This is a genomic window from Aquimarina amphilecti (assembly GCF_900109375.1).
GTDB lineage: Bacteria > Bacteroidota > Bacteroidia > Flavobacteriales > Flavobacteriaceae > Aquimarina > Aquimarina amphilecti.
Genome location: NZ_FOAB01000002.1, coordinates 21,269 through 42,551 on the forward strand (window position 1 = coordinate 21,269; position 21,283 = coordinate 42,551).

Below are 21,283 nucleotides of genomic sequence, written 5' to 3' on the forward strand. Positions count from 1 at the left end.
AATAATTAATAAAACTTGTCCTAAAAAATTAAATAGAAACGTTATAGCACATACAAATTAACAACAAGCACTAAGTCAATCATATATTACATATAATCGACTGGTCAACTAACAACTCAAAACATGAATGCAATTAAAAAACCAAGGAAGATAACCAACACATTTGCAAAACGATGGGCAGAATTCGTTATAAAATTTAAATGGCCCGTTTTAATTACTACTTTGGCACTAGCGATAGGGCTAGGATCGAATGGTAACATGGAATTTGATGGTGATTATCACGTGTTTTTCAGCAAATCCAATCCAGAATTGGAAGCATTTGACGCCTTACAAGAAAAATACACTAAAGATGATAATGTAGTAATAGTATTAACCCCTTCTAATGGAGACATTTTCACCAAAGAGAACCTATCTGCTATCGAAGAACTCACAGCAGAAGCTTGGAACACTCCATACTCCTCTCGCGTCGATGCTCTAACGAATTTTCAGCATACCAGCGCACAAGGAGACGATCTATACGTAGATGACTTATCTTATGAATCTTCTACTAAAACTGACGCTGAGATCGCCATAATTAAACAGAAAGCGCTAAAAGAACCTCTTTTAGTGGATAGAATTCTTAATAAAAGCGGAACGGTTACAGCAATAAATGTTACCGTCAGACTGCCGGGAAAGGATAGCGCTAAGGAAATTCCAGAAGTTACCGCCTTTATACGAAACGCAATTTCAGATTTCAAAACAAAGTACCCTAACTTCGAAATACATTCATCAGGATTAGTACCATTAAACACAGCATTTTTCGAATCATCCATGAATGATTTGATGTTAACGATGATTATGTTAATCATTGTAATCATCACCACATTTATTCTTACTAGAAACATATATAGTACCGTTGCCACATTTATAGTAGTGATGTTTTCCATTATGAGTGCAGTAGGTTTTGTTGGATTAATGGGCATAAAACTTACTCCACCATCTTCAGTATTTCCTACAATGATACTAACACTCGCAGTAGCAGATAGTATTCATATTTTGATAACAATGCTTCAAAAAATGAGAAAAGATGGATACAATAAAAAAGAAGCATTAGTGGAATCCATAAGGCTTAATTTTATGCCTGTTTTTATTACTAGTTTGACAACAGTTATTGGGTTTTTAACAATGAATTTTGGCGATGTTCCCCCATTCTGGGATTTAGGTAATATTACCGCTTTTGGTATGACGATGGCATTTTTATATTCTACTACTGCCTTACCAGCTCTTATGGCAATTCTTCCGGTAAAAGTAAAAGTTAAAAAAGAAACCTCTGGACCAGAAAAAATAAGCTGGTATAAATCTTTAGGACATATGGTTGTCAAACAACCTGTACGACTGACAATTATATCTATTATAGTTATTGGGCTTTTAACTTTTTTAGCTACTAAAAACAGATTTAATGATGAGTTTATCAATTACTTCGACGAAACCGTAACTTTTAGAACCGACACGGATTATATAAGTGAAAATCTAACGGGTATTTATAATGTTGAATTTTCAATAGGTAGTGGAGAAAGTGGAGGAATTAACAACCCAGAATATCTAAGAAAACTGAATGCTTTTGAAGACTGGTTGAACCAGCAACCAGAAGTAGTACACGTAAACGCCTTTAGTGAAGTAGCAAGACGAGTGAATCGCTCTATGCACGGAGATGATGAGAATTATTATAAAGTTCCTGATAGTCGAGAAGAAGCTGCTCAGTACTTATTACTCTACGAACTCTCGCTTCCTTTTGGATTAGATTTAAACAATCAAATTAACGTAGATAAATCCGAAACACGTGTCACCGTAACCATAGAAAACATCAAAAGTGCTGACATGATTGCCTTTTCTGATCGAGCAGAAGCGTGGCTACAAAACAACACTCCTAAGCCCATGCACTCTATTGGTGTAAGTCCAACACTCATGTTTTCCACCTTAGGTTTTAGACAAGCTGACAGCATGTTCACCGGAAACATTATCGCCTTGATTCTAATTTCTATAGTACTCATGTTTGCGCTTAGAAACTTTAAACTTGGACTGCTAAGTATCATTCCTAATGTTACACCAGTATTAGTTGGATTTGGATTCTGGGCATTGTATAAAGCACAGATCAACACAGGAATGGTAATCGTATTCGGAATGACATTAGGAATCATAGTAGATGATACGGTCCATTTTATGAGTAAGTTTTTACGAGCACGTAGAGAATTGGGTTATGATGCTAAAGAAGCAGTCATTTACGCCTTCGAAACAGTAGGTAAAGCATTAGTTACGACAACGATTGTTTTACTAGCTGGATTTGCAGTCCTATCAACTTCTTCATTTGCATTGAACAGTTATATGGCTAGAATCACACTGATCATTATTTTTTCAGCCTTAGTAATTGATTTTATACTACTTCCGTCATTACTGATCTTAACGAGTAAGAAGAATACATCAAAAGAAACCATAAAAGAGTTAAATCCACAAGTACAACTAGATAAATAATTTTAAAACATACTATAATGAAAAAACTAATTTTAATAGGAATTGCATTATTAAGCATTACTGCAATAACTGCGCAAAGTGCAGAAGAACGCGGACTACAAATCGCTAATGAAGCCGACAAAGCAGATCAAGGATTCAAAAGCTCTATAGTAAACCTAAAAATGACCTTAAAAAACAAAAATGGTCAAACTAGTGAACGTTTATTAATTACAAGAACACTAGAACAGTCTGATGATGGTGATAAGTCTATGATTGTATTTAATAGCCCTAAAGATGTAAAAGGGACTTCGACATTAACTTTTACCCATAAAATTGGATCCGATGATCAGTGGCTATTTTTACCTTCCATAAAACGGGTAAAAAGAATTTCTTCTAATAATAAATCTGGTCCTTTTGTAGGTAGCGAATTCGCTTATGAAGATCTTTCTTCTCAGGAAGTAGAAAAATACGGATATAAATTCCTAAAAGAAAATGGAAACCTTCTTATAGTAGAACAAGATCCTGTCGATCCAAAATCTGGTTACACAAGACGTTTGGTAACCTACAATAAAGAAAAAGCATATCGATTAGAAAAAATAGAGTTTTATGATCGTAAAAATTCTTTATTAAAAACCCTTACATACAGTGATTATAAATTATATAAAGGAAAATTCTGGAGAGCGTTAACTATGAATATGATAAATCACCAAAGTAATAAAGAAACACAACTAAAATTTAGTGATTATAACTTCGAATCTGAATTATCGGAAGATGATTTTACACAAGTAGCTCTTAAGAGAGCTGGAAAATAATCTCTAAATCTAAAGCACATAAAAGGTAGGTTTTTAATTATTGATCTTGCTCTTTACAAAATGTCCTTTCTTCTAATAATAGAAATCACCTTTTTGTGCTTAATAATACATACAATCAAAAAATGAAATTTAAATTCAGTTTGCTTCTTGCCATTTTGTTATCTATTCTAAATATCACAGCCCAAAAAGAAGAAAAAAAAGTAACTCATGATTTTGAATTAGAATTAGAAGCAGAATACCGTTATTTTTATAATAGCGCTCTTTTTGAAGGCCAAAAAGATCATTTTCCTTCATTAGGTATCTCACCAGAATATTCTTTAGCATGGAATAAAGGATATGAAAGTATTAACTTCAAAGGCTTTTTTAGACTTGATGTTGATGATGAAAGAACACATTGGGATATTCGAGAATTATATTACCAAAAGGCTAATAACAATTGGGAATTAAGCTTAGGACTAAAAAAAGTGTATTGGGGTGTTACAGAAAGTAACCATCTGGTTGATATAATAAATCAAACAGACGCTGTAGAAACTTTTGATGGCGAAGAAAAACTGGGACAACCAATGGCTCAATTTACCTGGACTACAGATAAATATGGCTCTTTTGATTTTTTCTATCTCCCATATCATCGAAAACGAACTTTTTCAGGGAAAAAAGGAAGGCTTCGTTTTCCTGTGGTTATTGACAAAGATGATTTAAATTATGAAAGTGGTGCAGAAGAATGGCGACAAGATTTTGCATTTCGTTGGAAGCATTACTTCAGTATTTTTGATATTGGTCTCTCTCACTTTTATGGAACAGGAAGAGAACCTCTATTTACATTTGATGATATTGGAAATATCAACGCCTTTTATCCCGTAATAAATCAAACAGGTTTGGATTTACAAATAACTCACGACGCTTTTTTATGGAAATTAGAATCCATATATCGCAATGCAGAAGCACAAGATTTTTTTGCTTTAGTAGCTGGTTTAGAATATACATTTTCTAACATCGATGGAAATGGCTTAGACATAGGAATTCTAGTCGAATACTTATACGACGAGCGTGATGAACTTGCATTAAATGCTTTACAAAACGATGTTTTCTTCGGAAGTCGTATTGCATTTAATGACACACAGGATACCTCTATATTAATTGGTGGAATCGTTGATCTAGAATCCAGTAGTAGAATTTTCAGTTTAGAAGCTTCTCGTCGTTTTGGAAATACATGGACTGCAGCAATAGAGGCTAGAATATTTAACAACATAGACACTAACGAGTTTATATTATCGAACTTTAGAGAAGATAGTTTTTTCAAAGTTTCAATAGCGAAATACTTCTAAGCTGGATTCCAATAAATTCAATTTAACACTTCTTTGGTTTTCCACTGCTTAAACGTTAATTTCTCGTAAAAAAGTAATATTTAATGTTCATTTGGGTTTAAAATACTGTTAATAATTTAAACACAAACTCAAATGAGAATCAACAAATCAATTTTATTGATGAGTATGGCGTTGGCTATACTCTCATGTTCGGAAAATGAACCGATCTCGGAACTAGAAAATTTAGAGCCCGACAATCAAGTCTTTGATGGAGCAGAAAGAGCCAACTTTTCTAAAACTGGAACTACCGAAGATGGGTTTTATGCAGGATTACCAATCAGTTACGAATTAGTAGATGGAAAACGAATTTTTGAAGGTGACATTATTCTTCCAAAAGACGAAATCTATACGGAGGATTCTAATTTTGTATTAGAAAACGGACAAGATCCTTCTCTAAGCAGAAGTGTCGGACGAACTTCTGGTAGATGGCCTAATAATACAGTTTATTATACCATAGCAAATGATCTTCCTAATCAATCAAGAGTTACCAATGCGATCGCAAGTTGGGAAAATAACACCAACCTTACTTTTATAGAAAGAACTAGCGAATCCAACTATATATATTTTAGACCTGGTAGTGGATGTTCATCTAGTGTAGGAATGGTTGGCGGAAGACAAAACATCAACCTTGCCAGCGGATGTAGTACAGGAAATACAATTCACGAAATTGGTCATGCTGTTGGCTTATGGCACGAACAAAGTAGAGCTGATAGAGATCAATATGTTACCATCAATTTTCAGAATATACAATCTGGTAGAGATTTCAACTTTAAAACATATGTAGAACAAGGATATGATGGAGATGAATATACCAGTTCTTTAGATTTTGGATCCATAATGATGTATGGAGCATATTCTTTTTCTAAAAATGGACAACCAACAATTACCAAAAAAGATGGAAGCACATACTCTGTTCAGAGAAACGCATTATCGTCAGAAGACTTAGAAGGAATAGATAAAATGTATCCTGATGGTGGTGATGGTGGTGGCGAACCGACTTATGAAAACGGGCAATACTATACAGTTTATGGACTAAGAGTATACAGATACAATGATAAATGGTACTACTACAGTTCTCAAGGATGGAGAGAAGTAGTTTATGTCAATGGCGCTTGGTACTATGCGTAATATATAATAGATATAATTGATTAATTGTTTTAAGCCTTAGGTTCATAATACCTAAGGCTTTTAATTTTTAGTTGCAACGATATTCCCTATTTTTGGTCTGTTATTGAAAATTTAATGATGAGATCATTTTTATATACAGTACTTACTCTTACAATCATCGTTGTTGGTTGTAAAAACGAAAATACCTCTACTATACAAGAAGAAGATGAAATTGTTAAACTCGATAGTTTATCTAAAGAAAAAGCTGAAATAGATGTATTAAAACTATCTCCACAAGCTTCAAAAGACATGGAAAGTTTTGAAGACTTTCAAAATCTCAAGAATTTGATTGTGTCGATGAGCAAATCAAATCCTTTTCATGTCAAAAAATATGCGGATAGCATTAACACATTAGTACAAAGTTTTGAAGAAAATTTATCAGAAGATTTAAAGATTAATACTATAAGTTCTAGAATTGCAGTAATAGCTACAGAGTCTGGATTATTATTGCAACTTACGGAAACCAGAAATCAAGATTCACAGAGACTTATGGATGCGAACATAAGATTGCTGACTGCATATAACAGCCTTATTATTCAGCTAAATGAACTATCATTAGCAATTCCCGAAAATATTGAAAAAGAACTACTTAGAGAACGGGATATTCTAAGAGATTCTATTTTAGATCCAAAGAAAAAGAATATTAAAATTGAAGAATAGCATATTATGAGAAATATAGTTGTTTTTATATATCTAGCAATTACAATCACTTGCTCTGCTCAAACAAAGAAAATTTCCATTGATAAAACAAAAACTGAAATCAATACGGTTTTAGAACAATGGCACAAAGCTGCAGCCGATGCTTCATTTGACTCTTATTTTGGGTTAATGACCAACGATGCCGTATTTATAGGAACTGATGCTACAGAAAATTGGGATTTAGCCTCTTTTAAGGCATTCTCTAAACCTTATTTTGACAAAGGAAAAGCTTGGAGTTTTAGCACGCTAGAAAGAAATATATTTACACCAAATGATAGTAAATTAGCCTGGTTCGATGAATTACTGGATACACAAATGGGAATTTGTAGAGGAAGTGGTGTACTAGAAAAAACAACTGAAGGTTGGAAAATAAAACATTATGTGCTGTCAATTGCTATACCCAATCAAAATGTAAAAGAGATTACTGCTCTTAAAAATAACTTTGACAGTGATTTAATGAAGAAATTAAGAAGTAAACAAGATTAGAATATAGTTTTACTAAATTCTTCGATATTTGAATAACATTTGGTCGCACCGCTTTGTATTAGCTTTTCTTTATTCTTATCCCCTATTCCAACAAAATCTAAGGATAAGTTCTGAGCTGTTTTCAGATCCCAAAGTCCATCTCCTATTGAGACAATATTGGTAAACTCTGGTTTATTATAAAAAGCTTTTGCTCTTTCTAAAGCATCCATTACGAATCCTTCTCGAGATTCGTGAGTCATAGAAGTAGCTAATAATAACTTATCATACCATATATTACATTGCTCTAATTTTAGCATTGCGGGCTTGGGCAAAGCTCCCGTGGCAAAACAAAATGGAATTGAATTATCTCTAAAAAGTTGTATTAAAGATTGGGCCCCTTTGATCTCTTTAACAGGATCAAATTCTAACATTTGTGTTACTAGATTATTTTCGAAATCTTCTAACAAATTATCTGAAAAATCCTTCTTAAAATTACGCTCATAATTATATCTCAAGGCGTAACTATCTGTATGATGTTTATAATTATTATAATCTGTATCGATATCCTTAATTCCCAAACTCATCATAGCTTTGGTAACTGAAATTAAGTACATAGGAACACTATCTGTTAATGTCCCATCAATATCAAATATGTATAGTGTGTCTTTCAGAGGTGTCATTTTTGTTTTACAAAGAATACTTTAAGGAAAGAATGAAATTTCTTCCTGCTCCAGCAATACCCGAAGAATATGGCCTATAACGTTGATCAGTAATGTTCTCAACAGTTAAAGTAGCCTGTAAGCTTTTAGTAAATTGATATCTTGATCTAACATTAAGCGTATACCAAGAAGGAGAATATGGATTTCCATTTTCATCCAACGCGTATAAAAAATCGTTGTTTTGTTGAGAAGGAGCTAATTCTTCAAAATCAAATTGTCCATTATAAATTGCCGAAAAATCAATCATCCATTTATTATTGGTATAATTAAGATTTGTGCTACCAAACTGAGGAGCCACATGTCTAGATGGCGAAACCGATCCATCATCAAGCTCTTCCTCTCCACCAGTAAACGTATATTTTGAAGAGAGATTAAAGTTTTTAGCAAAATCATATCTAAATCCAGCTTCGAAACCATAAATCTGAGCATTAGCGGCATTCTGAATAGCTTGTACATTACTTAACTCTCCCCCAAAAAGAATCTCAGTTTCTCCATTAAGAGAAAAATCTCTTCGAACTAAAGCGTTATCTAATTGTGTATAATATGTTGCTAAATCAATCTTAAAATTCTTCCCTACATTAGCAGTCAAGCCAATTTCACCATTATAAGCATATTCTGGTTCTAAATCTGGATTTGGAACAACTACCGATCCCGGTTCAGAATCAAAAATTTTACCAACATCATCAATATTTGGTGCTCTAAATGCCGTAGAAAAATTTAATTTCCATTGTAAAATATCATTCGGCAACCAGCTAATTCCTGCGGTACCTGTAAAAGCCTCCGTATCGATATTTGCTTCTGTAAACGGAAAATCAAAAAACACATCATCAAATTCAGAATACAAAATAATTCTATTGTATCGCAAACCTCCTTGAAATCTTAATTTTTCGCTCAACTTACTTTTTAAACTAACGTATGCGGCAATAGATTGCCAAGTAGAGCCATCTGGGTATCGTGATGGAGCCGCTGTAACCTCACTATTAGAAACATTAAACTCTGAACCTTCTGACGATACTTGATTCAGAATATATTCTAACCCATAATACACTGTAGTTTTATCATCAAATTTCTTCTCAAAATCAAGGTTAGCAGAATATGCATCAACATCTTCTTTCGTTCTTGTTAATATATCATCTCCAAAATCACGATCATTTCTGCTTTCTTGAAAATTTTGATACGCGGCTGTAAATTTTACTTTATCATACAATCGGTTTTTCCATTTATTGGTTAATTGAATATTCCCCATTAACCATTTTTGAGGTCCATAGTACCATTCAGCAGATCTCAAATTTCCATCTCTACGACGAATCAAACGATCGTATCTAGGATAATCAGAAGTTTTTGTGTAAATAAATCCAGCATTAATATCCCATCGTTCATTAGGAATAAAATGTATTTTTTGTAAAAAATTGAATTGATCATAACCAGTAAAAACTTGGCTTTCTGGATCATCATTTTCAATTACAGTATCTACACCGTCAATTATCTCTACATATTCATTTCGCAAATAATCATCAGGACCATGACTTCCCATAGTAAGGTCATCAAAATCTGTATAACTAACACTAGTTAGAAACGCCCATTTTTCTAAACCTATATTAAAATCAATATGACCTGTTTTCTCATTACTTGCACTAGCATATCTAGCAATTGCATTTCCACTAAATTTATTTTTACCTCGTATAGCAATCTTAGGCTGCGCCGTATAAAAATTCATCACACCTCCTACCGCATCACTTCCATATACTACAGAACCAGGCCCTAATATTACTTCTGTTCTATCAATAGTAAATGGATCTACAGATATCACATTTTGTACATTTCCGCCTCTAAAAATTGCATTATTCATTCGAACTCCATCTACAGTAAGTAATAATCGGTTAGTCGAAAAACCTCTAATTATTGGACTACCACCTCCTAATTGACTCTTCTGTATAAACACTTGTCCACTACTTTGCAAAAGATCGGCAGAAGTTTGTGGTGTAGAAAAGGAAATTTCATCAGATGTAATACTTACAATCTTTTGGGTAACATCTTTTTTATCCTGTTCCCATTTAGAAACTGAAATTACCACTTCCGACAATTGATTTTCATCTACCTCCAGATATACTTTATTTGCAGAAGTTAGAACTTCAGATTTAGTAGATGTTAATGTTATATGAGAAATATGAACAAAATATAGTTTTTCTGTTTCCGAAAAATCGGAAATATCCGCTACACCATCAAAATCCGTTATTGTGGTTTTTGATTTAGTTTTATTATGAATTGTAACACTAGGAATGGGCTGATTATTCGACCTACTTAGTACGGTGATACTTTGGGCAGCATTATCTGTTACAAAAAATAAAGTGAATACAACAATTAAAAATAAGCGCATTACTTAACTAAAAATTTCATTCAAAATTGAAAGTGACTTTGGTTTTTTAAAACCGTGCAAATGTAGCTCAAAATATACTAATAACGTATTAAGAATCTCATTTCTTACTATTCTGGACATTTTAATATTCATACTTTCCTCAAATGTCGTGCCCAAAAACTTCTTGAGTACAAAAACGTTATTCCCTTCGATACAATTGATATTCGAAGCGTCCTCCTGAAAACAACCATCTTGCATATTAAAAACTGACGAAGAAATATTAGAGGTATCTGGATAAAAGCCCAAATATTGCGTGAGTTTTATTAAAAATGCAATATGGAAGTTACCAATATTATCATGAGAATCTAACCATAATAATGTAGTTTCTAAATAGTGAAAAAGCTCCTCATTTATTTCCTGTTCCTGTATTGTACTTTTTAAAATTTCTGAGAGAAAAAACACTAATGAACTTTTAACAAAATCAGTGTGTAATGATTGATACGGAACTAAAACTTTTGCTTCTTTAATTCTTTCTAAAGTACCTTTGTCTTTATGATTGGCTTCAACCTCCAATAAAGTCAACGGTTGGAATAAAGAAGATCTTAATTTTCCTCTTTTAGATTTTAATATTCCTTTTAGTAGATAAGAACGTAGACCGCTAGTTTTTGTTAATAAGGAAACAATTAAATCACTTTCTCCATAACGCAAAGAATGAATTACTATGGCTGGAGTATGTACAATCATTATCTAACTATCAAAAGCTTAGAAACTGTTGTTTCCGCTTGATCCTCTCCCGTCACCAAAATAAGATAAACTCCCGAAGCAACTCGATGTCTTCCAAAAGCAGTAGTATCCCATTGAATACTTCCTCCTTCACTAATTTCTTCATATACTAGATTACCTTCAATATCAGTAATTTTTACATTCGATCTACTTGTCAAACCCTTTATTGTAACACGCCCACTAAATCCCGGTCTTACTGGATTAGGAAACGCAACTACATTATCCAAATTATCTTCAGGTCCAGTAGCAGTTCCTTTAAACTCCAATAAACCTTTCTCGGTTGCAAAATAGACAGAACCTGTCGAATCATCTATGGAAATATCCAAAACATTATTTGTTGGCAACGGAGAATTATCTACTGTAAAATGAGCTAATGTTTCTTGTCCATCAGAAGAGAAATAAAACACTCCAGATGATGCAGTTGCCACCCACTTATTATTAGATCCATCGGCTTCAATATCAGTAATCGTCTGATCGAACAATAATTCTTGAGGAACACCTTCTTCATCTAAAATAATAATCTGACTTGCTTTAGGATTACTCTGCTGAAATACACCAGAAGTATTAAATAAAACTCTTATTCCTCTAAAAGTTCCAATCCATAGTTGATTGTTTCTATCAATCTCTAAAGCTAATACATAATCACTAGGAAGGTTAGATCCTTCTGTTTCACCAGATAATTGGATCTGATTTTCTGTACTCACATTATAACCAACTACACCAGAATTAAAGCCACCGACAAATAGATTCCCTTCGCGATCAATTACTGTATCAGTAAAACCCAAATTACCAATAGCATTAGGTATCGATTCACTTAAGTTAACATTAAATGTTTGCGTTGCTCCTGGAGAAAATCTTTTCAAACCGTTATTAACTCTAGCGTTATTAACCCATAGGTTCCCATCATTATCAAAAACGGAACCATTAAGAAACACAAAAATTGGATCGTTAGTTACAAATGTTTCAAAACCACTATTAAGATTATTATACAAATTCGTTACCACATTATCATTGATCTCTAACAAACCACTACTTAAACTACTAATAAAAACTTGATCCTCATTATTAGGGTTAATAGAAATATGAGATAAGGACGTAGCACCTAAAACTTCATCTTTAGAAATATTCAACCATCCATCAGATGTAAGCTTACTTACACCTCTTTGTTGTAAAGGAAATGGGTTGAAATTCACATCATATTGTCCAAATACTACCCATAGTGTATTGTTTAAAGCTTCTATTCCAAAAGTAAAATTACTTAATGGTCCTGCTGGAGAGATCGAAGTTTTGGTATTAAGATTATTAAAATCAATCTCTAACAATCCTCTACTATCGGTCCCTAGATATAGCGTATTATTAAAAGACAACGCTGTGTTTAGCAAAAAAGAATCTCCCGTAGTACTAATTGCCGATATAACTTCGTCAAAATTTGTATCAAATACTGAAGCCCTATCACTATTAATAACTGTTAAATTATTGGAATCTATAGACACATCTATCACATCACTAGTAGCGGTTATTACTGTTGTTAACACCGTTCCTTCAAGACGCCTTACCAAGTTGTTATTTTCCCAAACCAAAATCTGATCATTAAACAATGTAATTCCTCTATATTGACCTGGAACTAATGTTGCCCATTGATTAAAATCAACCAAGTTAGGGTTGGTAACATTTGCATTCAAAACACCATTACCAGAAGTAGTAGCATATATTACATTGTCTGAAACTGTAGTTCCTGTTATATTTATTTGTGATCCAGCTGGACCAACGAAAAACGTATCACCAAACTCAATTCTTTCTAAATTAAATTCTACGATTCCAAACTCAGTAGAAATATATAATGTGTTATCATTTTCAAAAAAGTGGTTAATCCTTTTTTGAGTTGGAGGAATCGTTGGTTTTTCTAAAATGTCTATAAATGTTATTACTTCATCATCGACTATAAGCTCTAATAATCCATTATCATAACCTATAACAGTAATATCAAATATGGAACTATGATAGATCGTAGATACTGTTTCTCCGGACAAACCATTAACCGTAGAAAAAGTTTCTGAAGTTCGTGTATCAGTATCGTATATAAAAACTGCATTCTCAGAAGCAACGTAAATTTTATTTTCTGCTGCATACGAGTCGTTAATCTGAAAGTATGAATAATGCCCCGTCCATTGATTACTAAAATCCTGGGAAAAAAGAAATACTGGGAAAATTAGAAGTATTAACTGTCTGAAGTATCGCATAATTATGGAGTGATATTAACGCTGCCTTGATAACACGCTAAAATACTAATTATTGCTTTCAAATAATGAAAAAAGCCGTTCTTTATAGCAAGAACGGCTTTCATTATAAATACTTATTATTATTTATATAACTCCCTGAGCTAACATAGCATCAGCAACTTTTACAAAACCTGCAATATTGGCTCCTTTCACATAATCAATATAACCATCCTCATCAGTTCCGTATTGAACACATTTTTCATGAATATCATTCATAATCTGTTTTAGCTTCTCATCAACTTCTTTTCTGGTCCACTTAAAACGTAAAGAGTTTTGGGTCATCTCTAATCCTGAGGTAGCAACACCACCTGCATTAGAAGCTTTACCTGGTGCAAAGAATATCTTTGCTTTATGAAAAGCTAAAACTGCATCAGAATCACAAGGCATATTAGCTCCTTCACTAACACACATACATCCGTTATCAATTAATTTTTGAGCATCATCGCCATTCAATTCATTCTGTGTTGCACAAGGCAACGCGATATCACATTTCTCTTCCCAAGGTGTTTTTCCTTTATGAAACTTTGCAGAGCTATATTTATCAGCATACTCACTTATACGCCCTCTTTTCTCGTTTTTAAGTTCCATAACAAACTTAAGCTTATCATTATCTATTCCTTCTTCGTCATAAATATATCCAGAAGAATCTGATAATGTAACCACTTTAGCACCTAATTGAATTGCTTTTTCTGTAGCATATTGCGCTACGTTTCCTGAACCAGATACTAAAACTGTTTTTCCTTCAAAAGAATTGTCTTTGGTCTTTAGCATATTTTCAGCAAAATATACAGTTCCATAACCTGTTGCTTCCGGTCGAATCTCGGATCCTCCCCAGGTTAATCCCTTTCCTGTTAAAACTCCGGTAAATTCATTACGCATTTTACGATACATCCCAAACAAGAAACCTATTTCACGTGCACCTACTCCAATATCTCCTGCCGGCACATCTGTATTAGGGCCAATATGTCTAAAAAGTTCACTCATAAAACTATGACAAAAACGCATAATTTCATCATCTGATTTTCCTTTTGGATCGAAATCAGAGCCTCCTTTACCACCACCCATGGGAAGTGTTGTTAAACTATTTTTAAACACTTGCTCAAACGCAAGAAATTTAAGAATACTTAAGTTTACAGATGGATGAAAACGCAACCCTCCTTTATATGGACCTATCGCAGAATTCATCTGAATTCTATATCCTCGATTTACATGTATTTCTCCTTTATCATCTACCCACGGCACTCGAAACATTATGGCCCTCTCTGGCTCTACCATTCTTAATAGAATGTTTTTTCCATTATATATTTCTTGTGTAGCGATATACGGTATTACAGTTTCTGCAACTTCTTGTACCGCTTGTAAGAACTCTGGCTCATGTGAATTACGAGCTCTTACTTCTTCCATAAATGCATCTATTTTTGCTTGCATATGTTAATAGGATTAAAAGATTCTTATTTAATGGTTAATTTATTTGGTCAAATATATGATATTATCAAAAAAATATATCTAATTTTTTGAATTTAATAACACTCTATTCTATAGCTTGTTCTAAATCTAATATTAAGTCATCAACATCCTCAATTCCTACACTTAATCTAATTAAAGAATCAACAACACCTGTTTTTTCTCGTTCTTCTTTTGGAATCGATGCATGGGTCATACTTGCTGGATGTCCTGCTAAACTTTCTACTCCACCGAGTGATTCTGCCAATGTAAAAATTTTCAGGTTTTCAACAATTTTTATTGCCTCTTTATAGTCACTATTTTTTGCAACAAATGATAGCATTCCACCAAAACCATTCATTTGCTCTTTAGCAACTTCATAACCTGGATGATCCTCAAACCCTGGCCAGTATACTTTCTCTATTCTAGGGTGTTTTTTTAAATAGTTCGCGATAGCTTCCCCATTTTCGCAATGACGTTGCATCCGAACGTGTAGTGTTTTAATTCCTCTAAGCGCTAAAAAACTATCCTGAGGGCCACATACTGCACCACTTGCATTTTGAATAAAATAAAGTCGATCTGCTATCTCATCATCCTTAACCACCAAAGCGCCCATTATTAAATCACTATGACCTCCAATATATTTAGTAACACTATGCATTACTATATCTGCTCCAAGATCCAATGGCTGTTGTAAATAAGGAGTCGCAAACGTATTATCCACAGCCAATAAAAGATTGTGTTTATTAGAAATCTGAGCAATTGCCTTGATATCAATGATATTCATCATTGGGTTTGTTGGAGTTTCTACCCAAATTAACTTTGTATTGTCAGTAATAAATCTTTCTACATTATCAGCATTATTCATCCCAACAAAACGAAACTTTATTCCAAACCTTTCAAAAATTTTGGTGAATATTCTATACGTACCTCCATAAAGGTCATTTGTCGAAATAACTTCATCCCCGGGTTTTAATAATTTGATTACAGCATCAATTGCCGCCAATCCAGACCCAAAAGCTAAACCATATTTTCCGTTTTCTATACTCGCTAAAGCATTCTCCAAAGCTTTTCTAGTTGGATTATGTGTTCTACTATATTCAAATCCCTTATGCCCTCCTGGTGTCGTCTGAGCATACGTGGAAGTTTGATATATTGGAGGCATTACCGCTCCATAAGCTGGATCAAGTTTTTGCCCTCCATGTATTGTTTTTGTATTAAACTTCACTATTTTTCGATTTTAATCGTAGATTTTAATTTTTTAAATGTTCTTTCCGTCAATTCTTATATTTTACAACTGACAAAAAACAATTTATAAATTATTATGTTAAAAAACTGAACAAATTTATAATTTAATTCGTTCTAATCATATTTCAATGAATACCTTTAGTAGATGATTAACACAAAAACTAACACCAATCTTAAAGCACTTTTTTTAACGGTAATCATTATATGTTTTTATAGTTGTCAGAAGAGTGAATCTTTAGATTTTTATAAGCGAACTATTGTCATTGATGATTATTTTGATTGTCAAAACTCAGATTGCGCTATTACAGAAATATTTCTTTTAGAATCTATCAATGAAAATGAAATTGCTAGAAAAATCAATTCCCAAATCGAAAAAGCCGCCTGTACTAGTTTAAACATAGAAGATGACACCAAAATAAACAACATAGAGAAAGCTCTTAAAAGTTTTAATACTTCTTATCAAGAAATAAAAAAAGAATTCCCTGAAGAAATTATTCCCTACGAGGCAAGTATAAACTGTGACATCAGTTACCGAAATGCATCTATTCTATCAGTGGTAATAGACTCTTATATTTTTACTGGAGGAGCTCATGGAAGTGGCAACACCAACTATTTAAATATCAACCCCAATACAGGCTCCATTATAGATCACAAAAAACTGCTAGAAAATCTTACCGATTTTTCGAAATATGCTGAAAAGATATTTAGAGAAAATCACGCAATTCCTGAAAATCAATCTATAAATAGCACCGGATTCTTCTTTGAGAATAACATGTTCAATCTTTCTGAAAATATTGGGTTTACCGACACCCATGTTATCCTATTTTATAATCAATATGAAATTAGTTCATACGCAGAAGGGCCAATACAATTAAAATTCAAAAAAGAAGAGGTCGCTGATTATTTTTCTATAAATATCTTATAAGGATTTTTTAAGAGCTAAAACGTATCCAAGATGGATTCCTTCATGGAAATTATTAAAACTAATAGCATCTTTTACCGATCTTAATACGAAACCCGTACTTGTTGGATACTCTTGATATTCTTCAAAAACACTACTATCTATATCTTTTTCGGCTTGATCAATGGTTGTAAACAGAAGTTCTTTCACCTGTTCTACATCTTCTTTACTAGCAAATCCTTCCGCCTTAGTTCCTTTTCGATACTTAACAACCATATCATCACCTATCATCATTGGCAATCCACTTAATTTATAAACGAGCAACTGTTGTGTAACCACTACATGGGCAATATTCCAGATCAAATTATTATTAAACCCTTCAGGAACTTTATTAAGATCTTCTAATGAAAAGCTATCCATAATTTTAGCAAGTAATCTTCTATTAGTTCTTGTAATTTCTAATTGATCTTTCATATTTAAGTTGTAAACGTTCTTAATTTTTAGCCAAAAATATGAGTTTTAAAAGAGAAATGAATTTCCTTTGTGTTGATTTTGACATTTTAAATAAAGATCTGTGAAAAAAATATATCACCTATCCACCTGCGATACTTGTAAAAGAATTTTAAACGAGTTAAATCCTTCTTCAGATTTTGTCTTGCAAGACATTAAAGCAGAAGCTATTAAACCTGACCAACTAGAAGAAATGAAATCTTTAGCAGGTTCTTATGAATCTCTCTTTAGTAAAAGAGCAAGACTTTATAAAGAAAGAGATTTAAAAAACAGAAATCTTATAGAAGATGATTACAAAAATTTAATTCTAGAACATTATACATTCTTAAAACGTCCCGTAATGCTATTAGATGACCAAATATTTATTGGTAATAGCAAAAAAGTAGTGGAAGCTGCAAAAACAGCCATTAATGGATAAAAGAACCGTAGCATTACTAGCTGCTTTTGGAGCAAGTCTAATTTATGCCATCAATCACACCTTAGCAAAAGGTGTAATGCCGACCTATATCAAACCTTTTGGTTTTATACTCCTCAGGGTAATTGGTGCTGCAGCTCTTTTTTGGATAGCTTCTATTTGGGCTCCAAAACAAAAAATTGATCGCAGTGATTGGTTACGTATCTTTGGCTGTGCTATTTTTGGTATGGTTATTAATATGTTGATGTTTTTTAAAGGGCTACAGCTATCAACTCCAATCAATAGCTCTGTAATGATTACCATATCCCCTATCTTGGTTTTTGTTTTATCCGCTATTTTTTTAAGTGAGAAAATTACCTGGTTACGAACTGTTGGGATTTTACTTGGTTTCTCTGGAGCGTTAGGGCTTATTCTTTTCGGTGCAGAAACTAGACAAGATGCACCCAATATTCCTTTAGGAAATATTCTTTTTATCATCAATGCTGCTTCTTATGCTATATATCTGGTGTTAGTTAAACCATTAACAGCAAAATATCATTCTTTTACATTAATGAAATGGTTTTTCCTTATTGGTGTTATTATTAATTTTCCAATTACCATTTCAGAATTTAGAGAAGTACAATGGACAACACTTCCTTATGATGTGATATGGAAAATGCTTTTTGTAGTCATTGGCACTACTTTCTTCACCTATTTATTAAATGTATTTGCATTAAAAACCTTAAAAGCTTCAACTATTGGAGCATTTATCTACCTACAGCCACTATTGGCTATTAGTTTTGCCATGGCAATGGGTGCAGACGCTCTAAATCTGGTAAAGATTATATCTGCTTTACTTGTGTTTTTAGGTGTATATTTGGTGACTAAAAAATCAAAAAAACTAGCTTAAATCTACAGGTATTTTTGCAAACTTTCTAGTATCTTCTTTCGTAAGAATCCTAAAGTTATCTGGGCGTTCTACTTTATCCATAAATTGACGCATTTCTTCTGGAAGAGGAATCAATTTTCGAGTATTTAGATCTAGCCAAGCTCCCATCATTTCGCATCTGGCAAAATTTCTTCCTTTGTAATCGTAGAAATTATGCAAAAATTCAAAAAACTTTCCATCTTCACTCATTCCTGATAATTCTAAAGAAACTTTAACTGGTCTTCCATAGAAAACCTCCTTAAAATAGTAAACATGCTCATAAAAAACTACTGGACCGATATTAAATTTACCTAACGATCTTTGATCAAACCCTAACTCAGACAAAAATGTCATTCTAGTATGCGCAGCATATTCTATATACGCTTTGTTTGCCAAATGACGATTTGCGTCAATATCATTCCATCTAATTTCGAATTCTTTTAAGTACATATCTACTAAATTTTAAACAACAAAAATACAAAAGACTTATTATGCCTGCATAATAAACTCCTATTAAAAATTGTACCTCTATTCAACACCTCAAATATTTTGGAGCATAAAAACCTTTAGTAAATCAATATTTCTGAAATCAATAACTTCAAAATAAGACTCTTTAGGTTTTGAAAAACTTTAGGGTCTTCTTATTTTAGAAAAAAAATAACGAATGTACATCAAACGCAATATTGGGTGGGGTCTTATACTTCGCTTTGCATGGAAAAACTTAGTTTTCTTCACAATTTATACGGCAAGTATTTTTTCCTTATATCATTTTTTTGAATTACAATTTATCGACATTCCTTTTCAACCACTTACCGTTATTGGTATTGCGGTAGCATTTTATATTGGGTTTAAAAACAGTCAAAGTTATGATCGCTTTTGGGAAGGAAGGAAAATTTGGGGAGGGATTGTTAATTATAGTAGAACTTGGGCAAATCAAGTTTTATCTCTTGTAAATGATGAACAGGAAACAAAAAAAATACTTATTTATCGCCATATAGCTTGGATAAATGCATTACGTATTCAGCTTAGACAACCTAGTTCTTTTTCTTTAAAAGAAAATGCCTCTGTTGAACGTCTGGTTAAAAAACATGGTGAGCAAAAACCAGCTTGTGATGCTACAAAACAATTTGTTTCTATAGAAGAATATAACGATTTACTAAAAAGAAAAAATGCCGCAACTCATTTGGTGAAAAATCAAGGTATCCATATTAAGGAACTATTAGATACTGGAAAGATTACAGAATTTGACAAACAACTCTTTCACGGAGTACTAGAAGAATTCTACAATCTACAAGGAAAATGCGAACGTATCAAAAACACTCCTTTTCCACGTCAATATGCTTATTTTAGTACTGTTTTTACGTGGATTTTTGTATTACTATTGCCTTTTGGACTGCTTAATGTTTTCGAAAATGAACTTATTGATATGAGTCACGATCTAAAACCTTGGTTCATCTTTTTAATGATACCTTTATCTGTATTAGTATCTTGGATTTTTACAACCATGGAAAAAGTTGGAAGTAATAGCGAAGATCCTTTTGAAGGAAGAATTAATGATGTTCCAATGACCGCATTATGCAAGACCATTGAGATCGATCTAAGAGATATGTTAGATGAAAAAGATCTTCCTGAAAAAGAAAAACCAAAAGATAATATCTTATACTAATGCCATTAGCTAAATCAACGTACATTCCTCCATATTTTTTTAAAAATGGTCACTTCTCCACCATATATCCCAATTTACTTAGGAAAGTGAATGGAATTCAGCAAACAAGAGAACGAGTAGAATTACCCGATGGCGATTTTATTGATATAGATTGGAGTTATCCATCAAATACAGAAGCTACTAAAAAAGTTGCTATTCTGATTCATGGATTAGAAGGTAATGCCCAACGCCAATATATAGCTGGACTTGCTAGACACTTAAACAATAACAGTTGGGATGTAGCTGCAGTCAATCTTAGAAATTGTAGCGGAGAAGTAAATCGATTATATAGGTCCTATAATGCTGGAGTTACCGATGATTTAAACTTAATAGTCAAACATGTAATTGAAAAAAATTATGATTCTATTTCTTTGTGCGGATTCAGTTTAGGCGGTAATATTACCCTTAAATACCTTGGAGAAAAAAAACCTCCTAAACAAATTATATCGGCTGTAGTAGTATCTGTACCTTGCGACCTGTATGATTCTTTAAAAGAAATCAATAAACCTAAAAACTTTATTTATCAGCAACGATTTATTAAAAGTCTAAAAATAAAACTACACGAAAGACAAAAAGTTTTCCCCAATCAAATTAGCAAATCGGATATTAATGATTGTAAATCTCTAATTGATATTGATAATTTATATACCAGCAAAGCACACGGCTATGTTGACGCAATTGACTACTATACAAAATGTAGTAGTAAACAGTTTTTAAAAGACATTCAAGTTCCTACGCTTATTATTAATGCCAAAAATGACAGCTTTCTTGGAAATGCTTGTTATCCTATTGAGGAGGCTAAAGAAAACATTAATTTGTTTTTAGAAACTCCTCGTTTTGGTGGTCACGTAGGATTTTATCTTCGTGGACAAATTTATTATAACGAGCATAAAACCGTAGAATTTCTGAATAAATGGTGATCTAGCCTGACGTTTTTACCGTAAAATGTAATACTTTACCTACACTAATTAATTACTAAAACAAACGTTAACCCAATGTTAAGGTTTTGTGTGGCAATTTTTA

Annotated in this window: 19 protein-coding genes; 11 read left to right on the forward strand and 8 right to left on the reverse strand. The window is 32.8% G+C overall.

The features are described from left to right. Positions 1-123 precede the first annotated feature (123 nt). The 6 genes from BMY33_RS04485 to BMY33_RS04510 all read left to right on the forward strand — a co-directional run bounded on the left by BMY33_RS04485 (position 124) and on the right by BMY33_RS04510 (position 7,015). On the forward strand, positions 124-2,508 hold the full coding sequence (locus tag BMY33_RS04485) for an efflux RND transporter permease subunit (RefSeq protein WP_091406141.1): 2,385 nt from the start codon (positions 124-126) through the stop codon (positions 2,506-2,508). 17 nt (positions 2,509-2,525) lie between these two features. Then, a complete protein-coding gene (locus tag BMY33_RS04490; RefSeq protein WP_091406143.1) occupies positions 2,526-3,299 on the forward strand; it encodes an outer membrane lipoprotein-sorting protein in 774 nt (257 codons plus the stop codon). Between the two features lie 122 nt (positions 3,300-3,421). Continuing rightward, the gene (locus BMY33_RS04495) at positions 3,422-4,624 is read left to right on the forward strand and encodes a hypothetical protein (protein ID WP_091406145.1); all 1,203 of its coding nucleotides are present in this window, start codon (positions 3,422-3,424) and stop codon (positions 4,622-4,624) included. A gap of 132 nt (positions 4,625-4,756) precedes the next feature. After that, positions 4,757-5,791, forward strand: coding sequence for a M12 family metallopeptidase (locus BMY33_RS04500; RefSeq protein WP_091406148.1), 1,035 nt, complete (start codon positions 4,757-4,759; stop codon positions 5,789-5,791). A 117-nt stretch (positions 5,792-5,908) separates the two neighbouring features. Further along, on the forward strand, positions 5,909-6,490 hold the full coding sequence (locus tag BMY33_RS04505) for a hypothetical protein (RefSeq protein ID WP_091406150.1): 582 nt from the start codon (positions 5,909-5,911) through the stop codon (positions 6,488-6,490). A gap of 6 nt (positions 6,491-6,496) precedes the next feature. Next, a complete protein-coding gene (locus tag BMY33_RS04510; RefSeq protein ID WP_091406151.1) occupies positions 6,497-7,015 on the forward strand; it encodes a nuclear transport factor 2 family protein in 519 nt (172 codons plus the stop codon). On the opposite strand, the gene BMY33_RS04515 is transcribed toward BMY33_RS04510, so the two are convergent. The 6 genes from BMY33_RS04515 to BMY33_RS04540 all read right to left on the reverse strand — a co-directional run bounded on the left by BMY33_RS04515 (position 7,012) and on the right by BMY33_RS04540 (position 15,802). Beyond that, a complete protein-coding gene (locus BMY33_RS04515; RefSeq protein WP_091406153.1) occupies positions 7,012-7,674 on the reverse strand; it encodes an HAD family hydrolase in 663 nt (220 codons plus the stop codon). The two genes, BMY33_RS04510 and BMY33_RS04515, sit on opposite strands and share 4 nt — an antisense overlap. Positions 7,675-7,681: 7 nt before the next feature. Continuing rightward, positions 7,682-10,090, reverse strand: coding sequence for a TonB-dependent receptor (locus BMY33_RS04520; RefSeq protein ID WP_091406155.1), 2,409 nt, complete (start codon positions 10,088-10,090; stop codon positions 7,682-7,684). Positions 10,091-10,093: 3 nt separating this feature from the next. Further along, the gene (gene recO, locus BMY33_RS04525) at positions 10,094-10,813 is read right to left on the reverse strand and encodes a DNA repair protein RecO (protein ID WP_091406157.1); all 720 of its coding nucleotides are present in this window, start codon (positions 10,811-10,813) and stop codon (positions 10,094-10,096) included. Next, on the reverse strand, positions 10,813-13,092 hold the full coding sequence (gene porZ, locus BMY33_RS04530) for a type IX secretion system anionic LPS delivery protein PorZ (protein WP_091406159.1): 2,280 nt from the start codon (positions 13,090-13,092) through the stop codon (positions 10,813-10,815). The genes recO and porZ overlap by 1 nt, the downstream gene beginning before the upstream one ends. 123 nt (positions 13,093-13,215) lie before the next feature. Further along, the gene (gene gdhA / locus BMY33_RS04535; RefSeq protein WP_091406161.1) at positions 13,216-14,559 is read right to left on the reverse strand and encodes an NADP-specific glutamate dehydrogenase; all 1,344 of its coding nucleotides are present in this window, start codon (positions 14,557-14,559) and stop codon (positions 13,216-13,218) included. 103 nt (positions 14,560-14,662) lie between these two features. Beyond that, complete coding sequence (locus tag BMY33_RS04540) at positions 14,663-15,802, reverse strand: cystathionine gamma-synthase (RefSeq protein WP_091406163.1); 1,140 nt, start codon at positions 15,800-15,802, stop codon at positions 14,663-14,665. Between the two features lie 165 nt (positions 15,803-15,967). Here BMY33_RS04540 and BMY33_RS04545 point away from each other — a divergent pair, with 165 nt between their 5' ends. Further along, a complete protein-coding gene (locus BMY33_RS04545) occupies positions 15,968-16,747 on the forward strand; it encodes a DUF3298 and DUF4163 domain-containing protein (protein WP_091406164.1) in 780 nt (259 codons plus the stop codon). Here the strand turns inward: BMY33_RS04545 and BMY33_RS04550 are convergent. Then, positions 16,742-17,197: a DinB family protein gene (locus BMY33_RS04550; RefSeq protein ID WP_091406166.1), complete on the reverse strand. Its 456-nt coding sequence runs from the start codon at positions 17,195-17,197 to the stop codon at positions 16,742-16,744. The two genes, BMY33_RS04545 and BMY33_RS04550, sit on opposite strands and share 6 nt — an antisense overlap. A gap of 100 nt (positions 17,198-17,297) precedes the next feature. On the opposite strand from BMY33_RS04550, the gene BMY33_RS04555 reads away from it, so the two are divergent. Both BMY33_RS04555 and BMY33_RS04560 read left to right on the forward strand, forming a co-directional pair. After that, positions 17,298-17,651, forward strand: a complete 354-nt coding sequence (locus BMY33_RS04555; RefSeq protein WP_091406167.1) for an arsenate reductase family protein — start codon at positions 17,298-17,300, stop codon at positions 17,649-17,651. Continuing rightward, the gene (locus BMY33_RS04560) at positions 17,644-18,537 is read left to right on the forward strand and encodes a DMT family transporter (protein WP_091406169.1); all 894 of its coding nucleotides are present in this window, start codon (positions 17,644-17,646) and stop codon (positions 18,535-18,537) included. Before BMY33_RS04555 ends, BMY33_RS04560 begins: the two co-directional genes overlap by 8 nt. Here BMY33_RS04560 and BMY33_RS04565 read toward each other — a convergent pair. Continuing rightward, positions 18,529-19,005 (reverse strand): acyl-CoA thioesterase, encoded by a 477-nt coding sequence (locus BMY33_RS04565; protein WP_091406171.1) that lies wholly within the window; start codon positions 19,003-19,005, stop codon positions 18,529-18,531. The genes BMY33_RS04560 and BMY33_RS04565 overlap by 9 nt on opposite strands. Before the next feature lie 214 nt (positions 19,006-19,219). Between BMY33_RS04565 and BMY33_RS04570 the strand changes: the two genes are divergently transcribed. Next, positions 19,220-20,221 carry a bestrophin family protein gene (locus BMY33_RS04570; RefSeq protein WP_091406174.1) on the forward strand — a complete coding sequence of 334 codons (1,002 nt, stop codon included), beginning with the start codon at positions 19,220-19,222 and terminating at the stop codon, positions 20,219-20,221. Beyond that, positions 20,221-21,180: a YheT family hydrolase gene (locus BMY33_RS04575; RefSeq protein WP_091406176.1), complete on the forward strand. Its 960-nt coding sequence runs from the start codon at positions 20,221-20,223 to the stop codon at positions 21,178-21,180. The genes BMY33_RS04570 and BMY33_RS04575 overlap by 1 nt, the downstream gene beginning before the upstream one ends. The last annotated feature ends 103 nt before the right edge of the window (positions 21,181-21,283 follow it).

Bases quoted from the DNA above. Each gene is read 5' to 3' on its own strand.
- BMY33_RS04485 (WP_091406141.1), top strand. From the start codon at position 124: ATGAATGCAATTAAAAAACCAAGGAAGATAACCAACACATTTGCAAAA.
- BMY33_RS04490 (WP_091406143.1), top strand. From the start codon at position 2,526: ATGAAAAAACTAATTTTAATAGGAATTGCATTATTAAGCATTACTGCA.
- BMY33_RS04495 (WP_091406145.1), top strand. From the start codon at position 3,422: ATGAAATTTAAATTCAGTTTGCTTCTTGCCATTTTGTTATCTATTCTA.
- BMY33_RS04500 (WP_091406148.1), top strand. From the start codon at position 4,757: ATGAGAATCAACAAATCAATTTTATTGATGAGTATGGCGTTGGCTATA.
- BMY33_RS04505 (WP_091406150.1), top strand. From the start codon at position 5,909: ATGAGATCATTTTTATATACAGTACTTACTCTTACAATCATCGTTGTT.
- BMY33_RS04510 (WP_091406151.1), top strand. From the start codon at position 6,497: ATGAGAAATATAGTTGTTTTTATATATCTAGCAATTACAATCACTTGC.
- BMY33_RS04515 (WP_091406153.1), bottom strand. From the start codon at position 7,674: ATGACACCTCTGAAAGACACACTATACATATTTGATATTGATGGGACA.
- BMY33_RS04520 (WP_091406155.1), bottom strand. From the start codon at position 10,090: ATGCGCTTATTTTTAATTGTTGTATTCACTTTATTTTTTGTAACAGAT.
- recO (WP_091406157.1), bottom strand. From the start codon at position 10,813: ATGATTGTACATACTCCAGCCATAGTAATTCATTCTTTGCGTTATGGA.
- porZ (WP_091406159.1), bottom strand. From the start codon at position 13,092: ATGCGATACTTCAGACAGTTAATACTTCTAATTTTCCCAGTATTTCTT.
- gdhA (WP_091406161.1), bottom strand. From the start codon at position 14,559: ATGCAAGCAAAAATAGATGCATTTATGGAAGAAGTAAGAGCTCGTAAT.
- BMY33_RS04545 (WP_091406164.1), top strand. From the start codon at position 15,968: ATGATTAACACAAAAACTAACACCAATCTTAAAGCACTTTTTTTAACG.
- BMY33_RS04550 (WP_091406166.1), bottom strand. From the start codon at position 17,197: ATGAAAGATCAATTAGAAATTACAAGAACTAATAGAAGATTACTTGCT.
- BMY33_RS04560 (WP_091406169.1), top strand. From the start codon at position 17,644: ATGGATAAAAGAACCGTAGCATTACTAGCTGCTTTTGGAGCAAGTCTA.
- BMY33_RS04565 (WP_091406171.1), bottom strand. From the start codon at position 19,005: ATGTACTTAAAAGAATTCGAAATTAGATGGAATGATATTGACGCAAAT.
- BMY33_RS04570 (WP_091406174.1), top strand. From the start codon at position 19,220: ATGTACATCAAACGCAATATTGGGTGGGGTCTTATACTTCGCTTTGCA.
- BMY33_RS04575 (WP_091406176.1), top strand. From the start codon at position 20,221: ATGCCATTAGCTAAATCAACGTACATTCCTCCATATTTTTTTAAAAAT.